General features: G+C 51.7%; 14 protein-coding genes. 10 read left to right on the top strand and 4 right to left on the bottom strand.

Annotated elements, in window-relative coordinates; genetic code table 11:
* Positions 1 to 52: 52 nt before the first annotated feature.
* Positions 53 to 2,197: a phosphate acetyltransferase gene (pta, locus tag OGV65_RS22275; RefSeq protein WP_016153844.1), complete on the bottom strand. Its 2,145-nt coding sequence runs from the start codon at positions 2,195 to 2,197 to the stop codon at positions 53 to 55.
* 75 nt (positions 2,198 to 2,272) lie between these two features.
* Positions 2,273 to 3,475 (bottom strand): acetate kinase, encoded by a 1,203-nt coding sequence (ackA, locus tag OGV65_RS22270; RefSeq protein WP_016153843.1) that lies wholly within the window; start codon positions 3,473 to 3,475, stop codon positions 2,273 to 2,275.
* Positions 3,476 to 3,814: 339 nt separating this feature from the next.
* Here ackA and yfbV point away from each other — a divergent pair, with 339 nt between their 5' ends.
* The 4 genes from yfbV to OGV65_RS22250 all read left to right on the top strand — a co-directional run bounded on the left by yfbV (position 3,815) and on the right by OGV65_RS22250 (position 7,428).
* Complete coding sequence (gene yfbV / locus OGV65_RS22265) at positions 3,815 to 4,270, top strand: terminus macrodomain insulation protein YfbV (protein WP_016153842.1); 456 nt, start codon at positions 3,815 to 3,817, stop codon at positions 4,268 to 4,270.
* Between the two features lie 83 nt (positions 4,271 to 4,353).
* On the top strand, positions 4,354 to 4,848 hold the full coding sequence (locus OGV65_RS22260; RefSeq protein WP_016153841.1) for a YfbU family protein: 495 nt from the start codon (positions 4,354 to 4,356) through the stop codon (positions 4,846 to 4,848).
* Positions 4,841 to 5,518 (top strand): sugar phosphatase, encoded by a 678-nt coding sequence (locus tag OGV65_RS22255; RefSeq protein ID WP_085951065.1) that lies wholly within the window; start codon positions 4,841 to 4,843, stop codon positions 5,516 to 5,518. Before OGV65_RS22260 ends, OGV65_RS22255 begins: the two co-directional genes overlap by 8 nt.
* Before the next feature lie 77 nt (positions 5,519 to 5,595).
* Positions 5,596 to 7,428, top strand: coding sequence for an SLC13 family permease (locus OGV65_RS22250; RefSeq protein WP_141875457.1), 1,833 nt, complete (start codon positions 5,596 to 5,598; stop codon positions 7,426 to 7,428).
* A gap of 52 nt (positions 7,429 to 7,480) precedes the next feature.
* Here OGV65_RS22250 and yfbR read toward each other — a convergent pair whose 3' ends face one another.
* Together yfbR and alaA are read right to left on the bottom strand one after the other, a co-directional pair.
* Positions 7,481 to 8,080, bottom strand: a complete 600-nt coding sequence (gene yfbR / locus OGV65_RS22245) for a 5'-deoxynucleotidase (protein ID WP_003028083.1) — start codon at positions 8,078 to 8,080, stop codon at positions 7,481 to 7,483.
* Positions 8,081 to 8,175: 95 nt separating this feature from the next.
* Positions 8,176 to 9,393: an alanine transaminase AlaA gene (alaA, locus tag OGV65_RS22240; RefSeq protein ID WP_005129483.1), complete on the bottom strand. Its 1,218-nt coding sequence runs from the start codon at positions 9,391 to 9,393 to the stop codon at positions 8,176 to 8,178.
* Positions 9,394 to 10,321: 928 nt separating this feature from the next.
* On the opposite strand from alaA, the gene lrhA reads away from it, so the two are divergent.
* The 6 genes from lrhA (at position 10,322) to nuoF (ending at position 16,734) form a co-directional block, all read left to right on the top strand.
* The gene (lrhA, locus tag OGV65_RS22235; protein WP_016153838.1) at positions 10,322 to 11,260 is read left to right on the top strand and encodes a transcriptional regulator LrhA; all 939 of its coding nucleotides are present in this window, start codon (positions 10,322 to 10,324) and stop codon (positions 11,258 to 11,260) included.
* Positions 11,261 to 11,887: 627 nt separating this feature from the next.
* The gene (gene nuoA / locus OGV65_RS22230; protein ID WP_003028077.1) at positions 11,888 to 12,331 is read left to right on the top strand and encodes an NADH-quinone oxidoreductase subunit NuoA; all 444 of its coding nucleotides are present in this window, start codon (positions 11,888 to 11,890) and stop codon (positions 12,329 to 12,331) included.
* Positions 12,332 to 12,346: 15 nt separating this feature from the next.
* Positions 12,347 to 13,009: an NADH-quinone oxidoreductase subunit NuoB gene (gene nuoB / locus OGV65_RS22225; protein WP_003028075.1), complete on the top strand. Its 663-nt coding sequence runs from the start codon at positions 12,347 to 12,349 to the stop codon at positions 13,007 to 13,009.
* Positions 13,010 to 13,094: 85 nt separating this feature from the next.
* Positions 13,095 to 14,897, top strand: coding sequence for an NADH-quinone oxidoreductase subunit C/D (nuoC, locus tag OGV65_RS22220; protein ID WP_016153837.1), 1,803 nt, complete (start codon positions 13,095 to 13,097; stop codon positions 14,895 to 14,897).
* Between the two features lie 2 nt (positions 14,898 to 14,899).
* Positions 14,900 to 15,400: an NADH-quinone oxidoreductase subunit NuoE gene (nuoE, locus tag OGV65_RS22215; protein ID WP_003028069.1), complete on the top strand. Its 501-nt coding sequence runs from the start codon at positions 14,900 to 14,902 to the stop codon at positions 15,398 to 15,400.
* A complete protein-coding gene (gene nuoF, locus OGV65_RS22210) occupies positions 15,397 to 16,734 on the top strand; it encodes an NADH-quinone oxidoreductase subunit NuoF (protein WP_016153836.1) in 1,338 nt (445 codons plus the stop codon). The genes nuoE and nuoF overlap by 4 nt, the downstream gene beginning before the upstream one ends.
* Positions 16,735 to 16,739 lie beyond the last annotated feature (5 nt).

The raw sequence follows: 16,739 nt of genomic DNA, 5'->3' as shown, positions 1-16,739 counted from the left end.
GGTTTAATAAGCAGAAGTGTTGCCGGATAAGACATCCGGCACACTCGACAGATTACTGCTGCTGTTGGGAAGACTGGATCGCGGTCAGAGCGATGGTGTAGACGATGTCGTCAACCAGCGCGCCACGAGACAGGTCGTTCACAGGCTTGCGCATACCCTGCAGCATCGGCCCGATGGAGATCAGGTCGGCAGAACGCTGTACCGCTTTGTAGGTGGTGTTACCGGTGTTCAGATCCGGGAAGATGAACACGGTAGCACGACCTGCAACCGGAGAGTTCGGCGCTTTGGATTTTGCTACGTCAGCCATAACGGCGGCGTCATACTGCAGCGGACCGTCGATCATCAGGTCAGGACGTTTTTCCTGCGCCAGACGCGTGGCTTCACGAACTTTTTCTACGTCGCTACCTGCACCAGAAGTACCGGTGGAGTAGGAGAGCATTGCTACGCGCGGTTCGATACCGAAGGCAATGGCGGATTCAGCGGACTGAATCGCGATTTCTGCCAGTTGCTCTGCAGTCGGATCCGGGTTGATCGCGCAGTCGCCGTATACGTAAACCTGATCCGGCAGCAGCATGAAGAACACGGAAGACACCAGGGAACTACCCGGTGCAGTTTTGATCAGCTGCAGCGGCGGACGGATGGTGTTCGCGGTGGTATGAACTGCACCAGAAACCAGACCGTCAACGTCGTCCTGTTCCAGCATTAGGGTACCGAGAACCACGTTGTCTTCCAGCTGTTCGCGGGCAACGGTTTCGGTCATACCTTTGTTTTTACGCAGTTCGACCAGGCGAGCAACGTAGCTTTCGCGAACCACATCTGGATCAACGATTTCTACGCCAGCGCCCAGCTCAACGCCCTGAGAGGCCGCAACGCGGGTGATCTCATCCGGGTTGCCCAGCAGTACGCAGGTTGCGATACCGCGTTCAGCACAGATAGCCGCTGCTTTAACGGTACGCGGCTCGTCACCTTCCGGCAGAACAACACGCTTGCCGGCTTTACGTGCCAGCTCGGTCAGCTGATAACGGAACGCTGGCGGAGACAGACGACGGCTGCGCTCAGAGGTCGCGGTCAGGGATTCAATCCAGTCAGCGTTGATGTAGTTAGCAACGTATTCCTGAACTTTCTCAATACGTTCGTGATCGTCAACCGGAACTTCCAGGTTGAAGCTCTGCAGGCTCAGAGAGGTCTGCCAGGTGTTGGTGTTCACCATGAATACCGGCAGGCCGGTTTCAAATGCACGTTCGCACAGTTTAGTGATACGCGCGTCCATTTCGTAGCCGCCAGTCAGCAGCAGGGCACCGATTTCCACGCCGTTCATGGCTGCCAGGCATGCTGCAACCAGCACGTCAGGACGATCGGCGGAAGTCACCAGCAGAGAACCGGCACGGAAGTGCTCCAGCATGTGCGGAATGCTGCGTGCGCAGAAAGTCACAGACTTCACGCGACGGGTATTGATATCACCTTCGTTAACGATAGTGGCGTTCAGATGACGCGCCATATCGATTGCACGCGTTGCGATCAGATCGAAGCTCCATGGCACCGCGCCCAGAACCGGCAGCGGGCTGGATTCTTGCAGTTTAGCCGGATCAACTTTGATCACTTTTGCTTTGGAAGAGTCGTCGAAAATCTCGGACAGATCTGGGCGAGTACGGCCCTGCTCATCAACCGGTGCGTTCAGTTTGTTAACGATTACGCCGGTGATGTTGGTGTTTTTCGCGCCGCCGAAGCTACTGCGAGTCAGTTCAATACGCTCGTTCAGCTGTTCCGGGGTATCGGTACCCTGAGACATTACGAAGACGATTTCTGCGTTCAGCGTTTTCGCGATTTCGTAGTTCAGAGACTGTGCGAACTGATGTTTACGGGTTGGGACCAGGCCTTCAACCAGTACAACTTCAGCGTCTTTAGTGTTCGCGTGGTAGTTCGCGATGATCTCTTCCATCAGCACATCTTTCTGATTGCTGGACAACAGAGATTCAACGTGGCTCATCTTCAGCGGCTCAGCGGCTGGCAGAGAAGAGTTAGCACGGACGATGCTGGTAGTCTGGTCTGGCGCATCGCCACCGGCACGCGGTTGAGAGATCGGCTTGAAGACGCTCAGACGAACGCCTTTGCGTTCCATTGCGCGGATCACGCCAAGGCTGACGCTGGTCAGACCGACGCTGGTTCCGGTAGGGATCAGCATAATAATACGGGACACGGTTTATCCTCTTTCGTTACCGTCGATGTAGACGGGTTACAAAACAGCACCGCCAGCTAGGCTGGCGGTGTGAAATCAGGCAGTCAGACGGCTCGCGTCTTGCGCGATAACCAGTTCTTCGTTGGTTGGGATAACCACCGCAGGACGGGTACCTTCTTTGTTGATGAAACCAGATTTGCCGAAACGTGCGGCCAGGTTACGTTCGTGGTCAACTTCAAAGCCCAGAACGCCCAGTTTGCCCAGAGACAGTTCACGAACCATCGCTGCGTTTTCACCGATACCACCGGTGAAGACAACTGCATCCAGACGACCATCCATCAGCGCAGTGTAAGAACCGATGTATTTCGCCAGACGGTGACAGTAAACGTCCATTGCACGTTTAGCGTCTTCTTTAGTCGCGTAGTTATCTTCAACATAACGGCAGTCGCTGGTGACTTCGGTCAGACCCAGCAGGCCGGACTCTTTGGTCAGCATTTTGTTGATCTGGTCAACGCTCATGCCCAGGGTGTCGTGCAGGTGGAAGATGATCGCCGGGTCGATGTCACCGGAACGCGTACCCATCACCAGACCTTCCAGCGGGGTCAGACCCATGGAGGTATCAACACATTTACCGTTACGGATAGCAGAAACAGAACCGCCGTTGCCCAAGTGGCAAGTGATGATGTTCAACTCATCAACCGGTTTGTTCAGAATTTTTGCCGCTTCCTGAGTCACGAAGAAGTGGCTGGTACCGTGCGCGCCGTAACGACGAACACCGTGTTCTTTGTACAGGCTGTATGGCAGAGCATAGAGGTAAGACTCTTCCGGCATGGTCTGATGGAACGCGGTGTCGAATACAGCCACGTTTTTGTCTTTCAGATTCGGGAAGGATTTCAGCGCTTCTGCGATACCGATCAGGTGTGCAGGGTTATGCAGCGGTGCAAAAGAGGCTGCGTCTTTGATACCCTGAATAACAGAATCGTCGATAACCACAGAGCCGGTGTATTTCTCGCCGCCGTGAACAACACGGTGACCAATCGCAGTCAGCTGAGCAGACAGTTCTGGTTTTTGTGCCAGAATAGTATTAACGATAAAATTCAGCGCTTCACTGTGAGCGGCGCCTGCACCTAAAGCCGCTTCTTGTTTACCGCCGTCCATTTTCCACTTGATACGTGCTTCTGGGAGATGGAAACATTCGGCTAAACCAGAGAGGTATTCTTCACCGTTTACTGCATCGATGATGGCAAATTTCAGTGAGGAGCTACCGCAGTTCAGAACCAGTACTAACTTACTCGACATGGAAGTACCTATTTATGATACGTGGCTAAAAAAACGTCAGGAAGTCATAGAGCGTAGCGCATGATGACACCGACGTTTATGATTAACATCATGCGCCATAGTCTTTTTGGGCACGATGGAATAAATACCTTTGAGTCTATGTCATTTTGCGTATTTTTCAGCCAATGGCATACTATGTGTCAATTTGACGACTCAATGATTTTGGACTAAAGGCCTTACAGGCCGGCACAGGATACCTGAATGTGGGTATTAAAGACAAAATGTTTTGAACGATGTCCTTTGTAGTTGTTGTTTTGCACAAATTTTTTAATTTTTATATGTGAAGTTGAGGTAACCGCCATGTCGACACCGGATAATCGTTCCGTCAATTTTTTTAGCTTGTTTCGCCGGGGGCAGCACTATGCGAAGACGTGGCCAATGGAAAAGCGCCTCGCACCTGTGTTTGTAGAGAACCGCGTGATCCGCATGACGCGTTACGCGATCCGTTTTATGCCGCCTATCGCCGTCTTCACCTTATGCTGGCAAATTGCGTTAGGTGGGCAGTTGGGACCGGCCGTGGCGACTGCGCTGTTTGCGCTCAGCCTGCCGATGCAGGGCATGTGGTGGCTGGGTAAACGTTCTGTAACGCCGCTGCCGCCTTCAATACTCAACTGGTTCTACGAAGTTCGGGGTAAATTGCAAGAAGCCGGGCAGGCGCTCACTCCGGTAGAAGGAAAGCCTGATTATCAGGCGCTGGCTGACACGCTTAAGCGCGCCTTCAAACAACTGGATAAAACTTTCCTTGATGATTTGTAATTGACCCCTGATTACGCATATAAAAGAAGGCACAAGATGCCTTCTTTTTTTTCATCGCAGTAGTAGTGATACAGGAGTCCCAAATGGAAATGACCAACGCTCAACGTCTGATTTTGTCTAATCAGTACAAAATGATGACTATGCTCGATCCCACTAACGCCGAGCGTTATCGTCGTTTGCAGACGATTATTGAACGCGGTTACGGCTTGCAGATGCGCGAGCTGGATCGTGAGTTTGGTGAGCTGACGGAAGAAACCTGTCGTACGATTATCGATATTATGGAGATGTATCACGCATTACATGTGTCCTGGACTAATCTTAAGGACGCGCAGGCTATTGATGAGCGCCGCGTGACCTTCCTTGGCTTTGACGCCGCAACGGAAGCCCGTTACCTCGGGTACGTACGTTTTATGGTTAATGTGGAAGGTCGTTATACCCACTTTGATGCGGGTACGCATGGCTTCAACGCCCAGACCCCAATGTGGGAAAAATATCAGCGTATGCTGAATGTCTGGCACTCTTGCCCGCGCCAGTATCACCTGAGTGCGAATGAAATTAACCAAATCATTAATGCCTGAGGGGGCGAGCGTGCAGTGCAAAGGTTTTCTGTTTGATCTGGATGGAACGCTGGTCGATTCCTTACCCGCAGTAGAACGCGCGTGGTGCAACTGGGCCGATCGTTTTGGCCTCGATCACGCCGAGGTGCTCGGCTTTATTCATGGCAAGCAGGCCATTACCTCCCTGCGACACTTTATGGTGGGCAAATCTGAGGCTGAGATCGCCGCGGAATTCACCCGCCTGGAGCAGATCGAAGCGACGGAAACCGCGGGGATCACAGCGCTGCCGGGAGCGGTTGATTTACTCAACCACCTCAATAAAGCGGGTATTCCATGGGCAATTGTGACCTCCGGATCCATGCCGGTCGCACGAGCGCGTCATCGTGTCGCGGGGCTGCCTGCTCCTGAAGTGTTTGTCACCGCCGAGCGGGTAAAAAGAGGCAAACCCGAGCCAGACGCCTATCTGTTAGGCGCCCAGCTTCTGGGTCTTGCGCCACAGGAATGCGCGGTGGTGGAAGATGCCCCCGCTGGGGTGCTTTCAGGACTGGCTGCAGGGTGTCATGTGATAGCGGTCAACGCGCCTGTGGACACGCCGCGTCTGGATGAGGTCGATTTTTCGCTGACCAGTCTGGAACATATTTCTGTGACCAAACAGCCCAACGGCAATGTGGTCGTTGTAAGAAATACCTGAACATGATTTAGCCCCAGATTGTTGGGGCTTTTTTATGGCAGAATCGATCCATCCCTCTCATTTAACAAGGATATGTTGTGAACGGTGAATTGACATGGGTTCTCTCATTGCTGGCGATTGCCGTCGTCTTGTTTGTCACTGGCAGAGTGCGTATGGACGCGGTCGCTTTGCTGGTCATCATTGCCTTTGTTCTGAGCGGAACATTGAGCATCACAGAAGCCTTTTCCGGATTCAGCGATCCTAACGTTATTTTGATAGCGGCATTATTCATTATCGGCGACGGCCTGGTGCGTACCGGGGTGGCGACGGTAATGGGTGCCTGGCTGGTGAAGGTGGCTGGCAGCAGTGAAGTCAAAATGCTGGTGTTGCTGATGATTACCGTTGCCGGGCTCGGGGCGTTTATGAGTTCGACCGGCGTGGTCGCCATCTTTATCCCGGTGGTCTTAAGCGTTTCCATGCGCATGGAAATTTCCCCTTCACGCCTGATGATGCCGCTGAGCTTTGCCGGCCTGATAAGCGGCATGATGACGCTGGTGGCGACGCCGCCGAACCTGGTCGTCAACAGTGAACTGTTACGTGAAGGACTTAACGGGTTCAGCTTTTTTAGCGTTACCCCGCTGGGGCTGGTGGTTCTGGTACTCGGCATAATTTATATGCTGCTGATGCGCTTTATGCTCAAGGGAGAAGATTCCAGGCAGCCGGGAGACGGCTGGAAACGCCGGACCTTTCGCGATCTGATTAAAGAATATCGCCTGACCGGGCGCGCGCGTCGCCTGGCGATTCGTCCCGGTTCTCCTATGATTGGCCAGCGTCTGGATGATCTGAAGTTGCGTGAGCGCTACGGGGCAAACGTGATTGGCGTGGAACGCTGGCGTCGCTTTCGTCGCGTAATAGTCGACGTTAACGGGGTTTCTGAGTTTCGCGCCCGTGACGTATTGTTGATTGATATGTCCGCGGCCGATGTCGACCTGCGTGAATTTTGCAGTGAACAGTTTCTGGAACCAATGGTACTGCGCGGCGAATACTTCTCCGAGCAGGCGCTTGATGTGGGGATGGCCGAGATCTCTCTGATTCCTGAATCGGAATTGATCGGCAAAACGGTACGGGAAATCGCTTTTCGTACCCGCTACGGGCTGAATGTCGTTGGGCTGAAGCGCGATGGTGCGGCTCTGGCTGGAGCGGTGGTGGATGAGCCATTGCTGATGGGCGATATCATATTAGTGGTGGGCAACTGGAAGCTCATCACACTGTTGGGACAAAAAGGGCGTGATTTTGTCGTGCTGAATATGCCCGAGGAAGTCAGTGAAGCTTCTCCGGCGCACAGCCAGGCACCGCATGCGATTTTCTGTCTGGTGCTGATGGTTGCTCTGATGCTCACTGATGAAATTCCCAATACGGTGGCTGCGATCATCGCCTGTCTGCTGATGGGGAAATTTCGCTGTATTGATGCCGAAAGTGCCTATAAAGCGATTCACTGGCCAAGCATTATTTTGATTGTCGGGATGATGCCCTTCGCGCTGGCTTTACAAAAAACCGGCGGTGTCGATTTGGTGGTGAAAGGGCTGATGGATGTCGGCGGCGGGTATGGCCCGTATATGATGTTGGGCTGCCTGTTCGTGCTGTGTGCGACTATCGGGTTATTTATCTCCAACACCGCGACGGCGGTGCTGATGGCGCCAATCGCGCTGGCGGCTGCAAAGTCGATGGGCGTTTCACCGTATCCTTTTGCGATGGGGATTGCGATGGCGGCATCCGCAGCCTTTATGACACCGGTCTCTTCGCCGGTAAACACTCTGGTGCTCGGACCTGGCAACTACAGCTTTAGCGATTTCGTGAAGATTGGCGTACCGTTTACCATCATTGTGATGGCGGTGTGCGTGGTGATGATCCCGATGCTGTTTCCGTTTTGATGTTGTTGGCGGATGGCGACGGGGATATCTTCGCCGCCACCGGGTCATGCGTTTATAGCGGAGAATCCTGGCTGATTTCATCTAATGAGAGGTGAAAACTCGGGACAAACACGTCCATAAAGTAGTCCATCTCTTCGCTGCGTCGCGACTCGAGCGTTTTTTCCAGACGCGTCTTGGCAAGCAGAAATTCGTTGTTACCGGCAGAGAGTTCCTCCAGACACTTCAGATACGCGCACAGGGCATCGGCCTGTTTAACAATCGATCTCTCTTCTTCACTTAAGGCATGTTCATCAATGAGCGGCGCAAAAATATCGCGCAGTTCATCAGGTACCATATCGACCAGTTTTTGCTGGGCAATTTTCTCTATCGCTTTATATTCCTGCGCAATCTGCGAGTTGAAATATTTCACCGGGGTAGGGAGATCACCGGTCAGCACTTCTGACGCATCGTGATACATCGCCAACAGAGCAATACGCTCAGCATTAACCTGACCACCAAATTTGCGGTTTTTGATCGCGGCCAGCGCATGGGCAACCATGGCAACCTGCAGACTGTGTTCAGACACGTTTTCGGTGCGCACGTTGCGCATCAGCGGCCAGCGATTAATGAGCTTCAGACGGGAGAGGTGGGCAAAAAAATGGCTCTGCTTCATAACGACCCTTATATGATGGCAACCTAAGAGTCATTTTGCGCAGAGAAGGCTGTCAGATGCAAATACTCGTCATCCATCCGACAGCCTTTGTTTAATTACAGCTGGTGATACCCTGACAGGAAACGCTCAAATTTACTCAGCGACATTTCAATATCGTCAATACGCGGCAGCGTGACGATGCGGAAATGATCCGGCCACGGCCAGTTGAATGCTGTTCCCTGAACCAGCAGTACTTTTTCCTGCAGCAGGAAGTCGAGCACCATCTTCTGGTCGTCATGAATGTTGAAGCGTTTAGCATCAATTTTCGGGAACATATACAGCGCGCCGCGCGGTTTTACGCAGGAGACACCAGGAATGTCATTGAGCAGTTCCCAGGCGCGGTTGCGTTGTTCATACAAACGCCCACCAGGCATGATAAATTCGCTGATGCTCTGGTATCCGCCCAGTGCGGTCTGAATGGCATGTTGCGCCGGAACGTTGGCACACAGGCGCATAGAGGCCAGCATCTCAAGACCTTCAATATATCCTTTAGCATGTTTCTTCGGCCCGTTCAGCACCATCCAGCCCTGACGGAAACCGGCAACGCGATAGGTTTTTGACAGGCCATTGAAGGTGATGGTCAGCAGATCCGGCGCCATTGCAGCAATGGAGTGGTGTTCAGCGTCGTCGTAGAGAATTTTGTCGTAAATCTCATCCGCAAAGATGATGAGGTTGTTCTGGCGAGCAATCTCAACAATCTCCATCAGCAGCTCTTTAGAGTAAACAGCGCCGGTTGGGTTGTTTGGGTTGATGATGACGATCCCACGCGTACGCGGAGTGATTTTGGCGCGGATATCATCCAGGTCCGGGAACCAGTCTGATGATTCGTCACACAGGTAGTGCACGGCATTACCGCCGGAGAGCGATACAGCCGCCGTCCACAGCGGATAATCAGGAGCAGGAACCAGCATTTCGTCCCCACTGTTCAGCAATGCCTGCATAGCCTGCACAATTAATTCAGAAACGCCGTTGCCGATATAAATATCTTCCACGGTTACGTCGCGCATACCACGGGCCTGGTAATGCTGCATAATCGCTTTACGGGCGGAATAAAGGCCTTTTGAGTCGCAATATCCTTGCGCTGTTGGCAAATTGCGGATCACATCCACCAGTATTTCATCTGGCGCTTCAAACCCGAATGGCGCCGGGTTGCCGATGTTCAGTTTCAGAACTTTATTGCCTTCTTCTTCCAGGCGCTTTGCTTCCTTCAGAACCGGGCCGCGAATGTCATAACAGACGTTTTCTAATTTGCTGGATTTTTCAATGGGGGACATGAACGTTGACCTTTTTAGCTGTGAATGCCACTCCCTGCCATGGAAGTCAGCCCAGCACAATGTACTCCCACGGCGGTGAGTTTTGAAGGGTCTTTAGTAGAAGATTTTGAAAAGCTATGAAGTGATAATTAACTGTTAACAACTAAATAATGTAAATATTATGAGATAATAATCTATCTATATGTATTTTGTTGGTAGTATGTTTTGTTTTATTGGTTTGGTTGTGGTGATTTGTTTGGTCAAAAAAAGTTAAGCCTGTAAAGCGAAATGTCACGGGCGTCTAAGCTGGATGAGGTAATTCGAAAATACTGAGGTTTTATCTGCGGGGTCTGTTATCGGCCTGATCCGTACGTGATACGGTGTGAATTCATTGTTAAGCATAATTAATGAATTGAAGAATTCTTAATTAATTATTATTTAATATTTAAACGACATTAAATTGGATGGGCCAATAATAGCAAAACCGCTGCTCTGACATAACACCTGGTAGCCTGGAATTATTCACGATAACACTTATAAATATAGTGGTTTTAGGTTAAGATAAGTCTCATGAAATGGTAAGTAGTCTGAATTTTAAGATAATTCAAATGTTTGTTGGTTGTTCCTAACACACTGAAAAGTTAGTTTTTAATGTGTAAATTATTGTTCGTTAACTTTTTTTTAAATTTACAAAATTTACATGTTTTCCCTAAGTCAGAATCATCCAGCAGCTAAAAATTCGACTCTTTCTCGTTGCTATATTCCGATGAATATCACGGGAATTAAAATAGCCAGGAAAGAGAATTGTTTCGTTTGTTAAACCAAATACATCCTTATTTTCACTTGGTTACACTAAGCGAAACTGCGAGGGAGGCACATTACAAATGGAGTTGTTTGATTCCAAATGCACAGCATTAACCCGGTATGACCCGCGAGTAAGTGAAAAACTATGATAAATGCAAATCGTCCGATAATTAACCTCGACCTCGATCTGCTGAGAACCTTCGTTGCTGTTGCCGACCTGAATACCTTTGCGGCTGCGGCAGCTGCGGTATGTCGAACTCAGTCTGCGGTGAGTCAGCAAATGCAGCGTCTTGAGCAACTCGTGGGGAAAGAGTTGTTCGCGCGCCATGGACGCAACAAACTACTGACCGAACATGGTATACAACTGTTGGGTTACGCCAGAAAAATACTGCGCTTTAATGATGAGGCATGCTCATCATTAATGTTTAATAATCTTCAGGGAGTGTTAACTATCGGTGCTTCTGATGAATCTGCCGATACCATACTGCCTTTCCTGCTCAACCGGATAAGTTCGGTTTATCCGAAGCTTGCGCTGGATGTGAGGGTCAAGCGTAACGCCTACATGGTGGATATGCTGAAGTCGCAAGAAGTGGACTTGGTTGTGACTACCAACCGTCCTGGCGATTTTGAATGTCTGAATCTGCGTACCTCGCCAACGCATTGGTACTGTGCTGCCGAATATATTCTGCAAAAAGGTGAGCCGGTACCGTTGGTTCTGCTGGACGATCCGAGCCCGTTTCGCGATATCGTGCTGGCGACATTAAATGCTGCTCAGATCCCGTGGCGTCTGGCTTATGTTGCTTCAACATTACCTGCGGTTCGCGCGGCGGTAAAAGCAGGGCTCGGCGTCACTGCGCGGCCTGTTGAAATGATGAGTCCAGATTTACGCGTACTGGGCGCCGCCGACGGATTACCGCCATTGCCTGATACTGAGTATCTGTTGTGCTGCGATCCGTCCACGCAAAATGAGTTGGCAGAAGTTATCTTTAAGTCGATGCAAACGTATCAAAATCCTTGGCAATACAATCAGTTTACCCCGGAAGGGGGAGATGACTCGCTGATTGTTGAAGGCGACTTTGAGTAATCCGTCACAAAAAATCGTTTTAAAATGTTAGTGTAAAAAAGAGCCACTGGTGATGAAAAAACATCCAGCGGCTCTTTTTTTATGCAAATATTGCCGCTTTATGTCATTTGCTATCCTAAAACTTAACAAAATCAGGAGGTAAAAAAACGGCCTGACGCCTGGCTGAAAAATAAGCAGCAGCGTTACTAATTGTTTCCATGTTAAAAAACTAGAGAAATTGTTGCTGTTTTTTATGGTGAATTAACAAAAGCGTGTCACAGATCAAGAAAATACTCCCATTTAGGGGGAGGCATCTGGGTGAATTCCTGTCAAAATAGGTGAGTATTATCTTTTTTACTTCACTACGGACACGATTCAACAACATTAAAAATGACCTATGATGCGATCGAAATTGGTCTAAATAGCACTTTATGTTAATGAAGTTGGAGCGGTGTAAAATAATGTGAGGAAACTTTTGTTAAAGTTGACAAAAGGTTATAGAAAGGAGTAAAAAACCCCATCAATTAGCTGTATAAAATGGTTTTTCACAGTGATTGTAAGGTTTTTTTTATTCCTCCCCATGAATCGATGTGGCGTTCATCTGCCGAAAAGAGCAGAGAATTTGGCGCTACTTTTGATGAGTAAGCAATGAGTATGTCAACATCCACTGAAATCATCGCTCATCACTGGGCATTCGCTATCTTTCTTATTGTTGCCATTGGCCTGTGCTGCCTGATGCTCGTCGGCGGCTGGTTTTTAGGTGGTCGCGCGCGCGCGAGATCTAAAAACGTGCCGTTTGAATCAGGTATCGACTCGGTCGGCACCGCCCGCTTGCGCCTGTCTGCCAAGTTTTATCTGGTAGCCATGTTCTTCGTTATCTTCGACGTTGAAGCGCTGTATCTGTTCGCATGGTCAACTTCTATCCGTGAAAGCGGCTGGATTGGCTTTGTGGAAGCTGCAATTTTTATTTTTGTGTTACTGGCAGGTCTGGTTTATCTGGTGCGTATTGGCGCGCTGGACTGGACGCCCGCGCGTTCACGCCGCGAGCGTATGAACCCGGAAACGAACAGTATCGCTAATCGTCAACGCTAACCGCGAGGCATTAAGATGGATTATACGCTCACCCGCATAGATCCTAACGGTGAGAACGACCGTTACCCCCTGCAAAAACAGGAGATCGTAACCGACCCCCTGGAGCAAGAAGTTAACAAAAACGTGTTCATGGGCAAGCTGCATGACATGGTTAACTGGGGCCGTAAAAACTCAATTTGGCCATATAACTTTGGCCTTTCCTGCTGCTACGTTGAGATGGTGACCTCGTTTACCGCCGTGCACGATGTGGCCCGTTTTGGTGCGGAAGTACTGCGTGCATCGCCGCGTCAGGCTGACCTGATGGTCGTAGCCGGAACCTGCTTTACCAAAATGGCGCCGGTTATTCAGCGCCTCTACGATCAGATGCTGGAACCGAAATGGGTTATTTCCATGGGCGCATGCGCCAACTCCGGCGGTATGTACGACATCTATTCTGTGGTGCAGGGCGTTGATAAATTTATTCCGGTCGATGTGTACATCCCGGGATGCCCGCCGCGTCCGGAAGCGTATATGCAGGCTCTGATGCTGCTGCAAGATTCCATTGGCAAAGAACGCCGTCCGCTCTCCTGGGTGGTTGGCGATCAAGGCGTTTATCGCGCCAATATGCAGTCAGAACGCGAGCGTAAACGCGGCGAACGTATTGCTGTAACGAATCTTCGTACACCAGACGAGATTTAATTTGCGCCTGTCGGCAGCAGCACTTCCTTCGCTTATCACTACATAAATAGCGCGAAGCACTGCCGACCACCACGGACCATTTGCAATGGTGAACAATATGACCGACTTAACCGCGCAAGACGCTGTATGGCAAACACGGGATCACCTTGATGACCCGGTCATTGGCGAACTGCGCAACCGTTTTGGGCCGGATGCCTTTACCGTTCAGGCGACTCGCACCGGGGTACCTGTTGTTTGGGTCAAGCGTGAACAATTACTGGAAGTTGGCGATTTCTTAAAGAGACTGCCGAAACCTTACGTCATGCTGTTTGACTTACACGGCATGGACGAACGTCTGCGTACGCACCGCGAAGGGTTACCTGCCGCGGATTTTTCCGTTTTCTATCACCTGATCTCCATTGAACGCAATCGCGATATCATGCTCAAGGTGGCATTGTCTGAAAACGACCTGCGCGTACCGACGTTCACCAAACTGTTCCCGAACGCCAACTGGTATGAGCGTGAAACCTGGGAAATGTTTGGCATCGACATCGAAGGTCACCCGCACCTGACGCGTCTGCTGATGCCGCATACCTGGGAAGGTCATCCGCTGCGTAAAGACTACCCGGCGCGTGCGACCGAATTCGATCCGTTTGAGCTGACTAAAGCCAAACAGGATCTGGAAATGGAATCACTGACCTTCAAACCAGAAGAATGGGGCATGAAGCGTAGTTCCGAAAACGAGGACTTCATGTTCCTCAACCTCGGTCCTAACCACCCGTCTTCTCACGGTGCGTTCCGTATTGTGCTGCAGCTTGATGGCGAAGAAATCGTCGACTGCGTGCCTGACATCGGCTACCACCACCGTGGCGCTGAAAAGATGGGTGAACGTCAGTCCTGGCATAGCTACATTCCGTACACCGACCGTATCGAGTACCTCGGCGGCTGCGTTAACGAAATGCCTTACGTACTGGCCGTTGAGAAACTGGCTGGCATCACCACGCCGGATCGCGTCAACGTGATTCGCGTTATGTTGTCTGAACTGTTCCGTATCAACAGCCACTTGCTGTACATCTCCACGTTCATCCAGGACGTCGGTGCGATGACGCCGGTCTTCTTCGCCTTTACCGACCGTCAGAAAATCTATGACGTAGTGGAAGCGATCACCGGTTTCCGTATGCACCCGGCCTGGTTCCGTATCGGCGGTGTGGCACACGATCTGCCGCGCGGTTGGGACAAACTGCTGCGTGACTTCCTCGACTGGATGCCAAAACGTCTGGATTCCTACGAGAAAGCCGCACTGCGTAACACCATCCTGAAAGGCCGTTCGCAAGGCGTTGCCGCTTACGGTAAGAAAGAAGCGCTGGACTGGGGTTGTACCGGTGCTGCGCTGCGTGCGACCGGTATTGATTTTGACGTGCGTAAAGCGCGTCCATACTCTGGCTACGAAAACTTTGACTTTGAAGTCCCGGTTGGCGGCGGCGTGTCCGACTGCTATACCCGCGTGATGCTGAAAGTTGAAGAGCTGCGCCAGAGTCTGCGCATCCTTGAGCAGTGCCTCAATAACATGCCGGAAGGCCCGTTCAAAGCGGATCACCCGCTGACTACGCCGCCGCCGAAAGAGCGCACGTTGCAACATATCGAAACCCTGATCACCCACTTCCTGCAAGTTTCGTGGGGACCGGTTATGCCGGCAAACGAGTCCTTCCAGATGGTGGAAGCGACCAAGGGTATTAACAGTTACTACCTGACCAGCGATGGCAGCACCATGAGTTACCGTACCCGTATCCGTACCCCGAGCTATGCGCACCTGCAGCAGATCCCGGTAGCGGTACGTGGCAGCCTGGTGTCTGACCTTATCGTCCACCTGGGTAGTATCGATTTTGTTATGTCAGATGTGGACCGCTAATTATGCACGAGAATCAACAACCACAAACCGAGGCTTTTGAGCTGAGTGCGGCTGAGCGTGAAGCGATTGAGCACGAGAAGCACCACTACGAAGACCCGCGTGCGGCGTCCATTGAAGCGCTGAAAATCGTTCAGAAACAGCGTGGCTGGGTGCCGGATGGGGCGATCTATGCGATCGCTGATGTGCTGGGGATCCCGGCAAGCGACGTAGAAGGTGTTGCCACGTTCTATAGCCAGATCTTCCGTCAGCCGGTAGGTCGCCACGTGATCCGCTACTGCGACAGCGTGGTGTGCCATATCAACGGCTATCAGGGGATCCAGGCTGCGCTTGAGAAAAAACTCAACATCAAGCCGGGGCAGACGACCTTTGACGGTCGTTTTACGCTGCTCCCGACCTGTTGCCTGGGGAACTGCGATAAAGGGCCGAACATGATGATCGATGAGGATACTCATGCTCACCTGACCCCGGAAGGCATTCCCGAACTGCTGGAGCGGTATAAATGAAAGACATTATCCGTACTCCCGAAACGCATCCGCTGACCTGGCGTCTGCGTGATGACAAACAGCCGGTCTGGCTGGACGAATACCGTAGCAAGAACGGCTACGAAGGTGCACGTAAGGCCCTGACCGGGCTGTCACCGGACGAAATCGTTAATCAGGTAAAAGACGCTGGCCTGAAAGGGCGCGGCGGTGCGGGCTTTTCCACCGGTCTGAAGTGGAGCCTGATGCCGAAAGACGAATCCATGAACATCCGTTACCTGCTGTGTAACGCCGATGAAATGGAGCCGGGTACCTATAAAGATCGTCTGCTGATGGAACAGCTGCCGCACCTGCTGGTGGAAGGCATGCTGATCTCCGCGTTTGCGCTGAAAGCGTACCGTGGTTACATCTTCCTGCGTGGTGAATATATCGAAGCGGCTGTGCATCTGCGTCGCGCGATTGCCGAAGCAACCGAAGCCGGCTTGCTTGGCAAAAACATCATGGGCACCGGTTTCGACTTCGAACTGTTTGTCCACACCGGGGCAGGGCGCTATATCTGCGGTGAAGAGACGGCGCTGATTAACTCCCTTGAAGGTCGTCGTGCTAACCCACGCTCTAAGCCGCCGTTCCCGGCAAGCTCTGGCGCTTGGGGTAAGCCGACCTGCGTTAACAACGTCGAAACCCTGTGTAACGTACCAGCTATCCTCGCGAACGGCGTGGAGTGGTACCAGAACATTTCGCAGAGCAAAGACGCGGGCACCAAGCTGATGGGCTTCTCAGGTCGCGTGAAGAACCCTGGCCTGTGGGAACTGCCTTTCGGTACTACCGCGCGCGAGATCCTCGAAGATTACGCGGGCGGCATGCGTGATGGCCTGAAATTCAAAGCCTGGCAGCCGGGCGGCGCGGGTACTGACTTCCTGACTGAAGCGCACCTCGATCTGCCGATGGAATTCGAAAGCATTGGTAAAGCCGGTAGCCGTTTGGGCACCGCGCTGGCAATGGCCGTCGATCACGAGATTGGCATGGTTCCTCTGGTGCGTAACCTGGAAGAGTTCTTTGCCCGCGAGTCCTGCGGCTGGTGTACGCCGTGCCGTGACGGTCTGCCGTGGAGTGTGAAAATTCTGCGCGCGCTGGAGCGTGGCGAAGGCCAGCCTGGGGATATCGAGACGCTTGAGCAACTGTGTCGTTTCCTCGGCCCGGGTAAAACCTTCTGTGCACACGCCCCGGGTGCGGTGGAGCCGCTGCAGAGCGCCATTAAATATTTCCGCGAAGAATTCGAAGCTGGCATCAAGCAGTCCTTCAGCAATACCCATCAGATTGGTGGTATTCAGCCGAACCTGCTGAAAGAGCGCTGGTAATAGCA

The organism is Citrobacter sp. Cb004, from assembly GCF_030337065.1.
GTDB lineage: Bacteria > Pseudomonadota > Gammaproteobacteria > Enterobacterales > Enterobacteriaceae > Citrobacter > Citrobacter braakii.
Note: the sequence above shows the minus strand (reverse complement) of the source record. Positions and strands in the feature narration are given on the sequence as shown.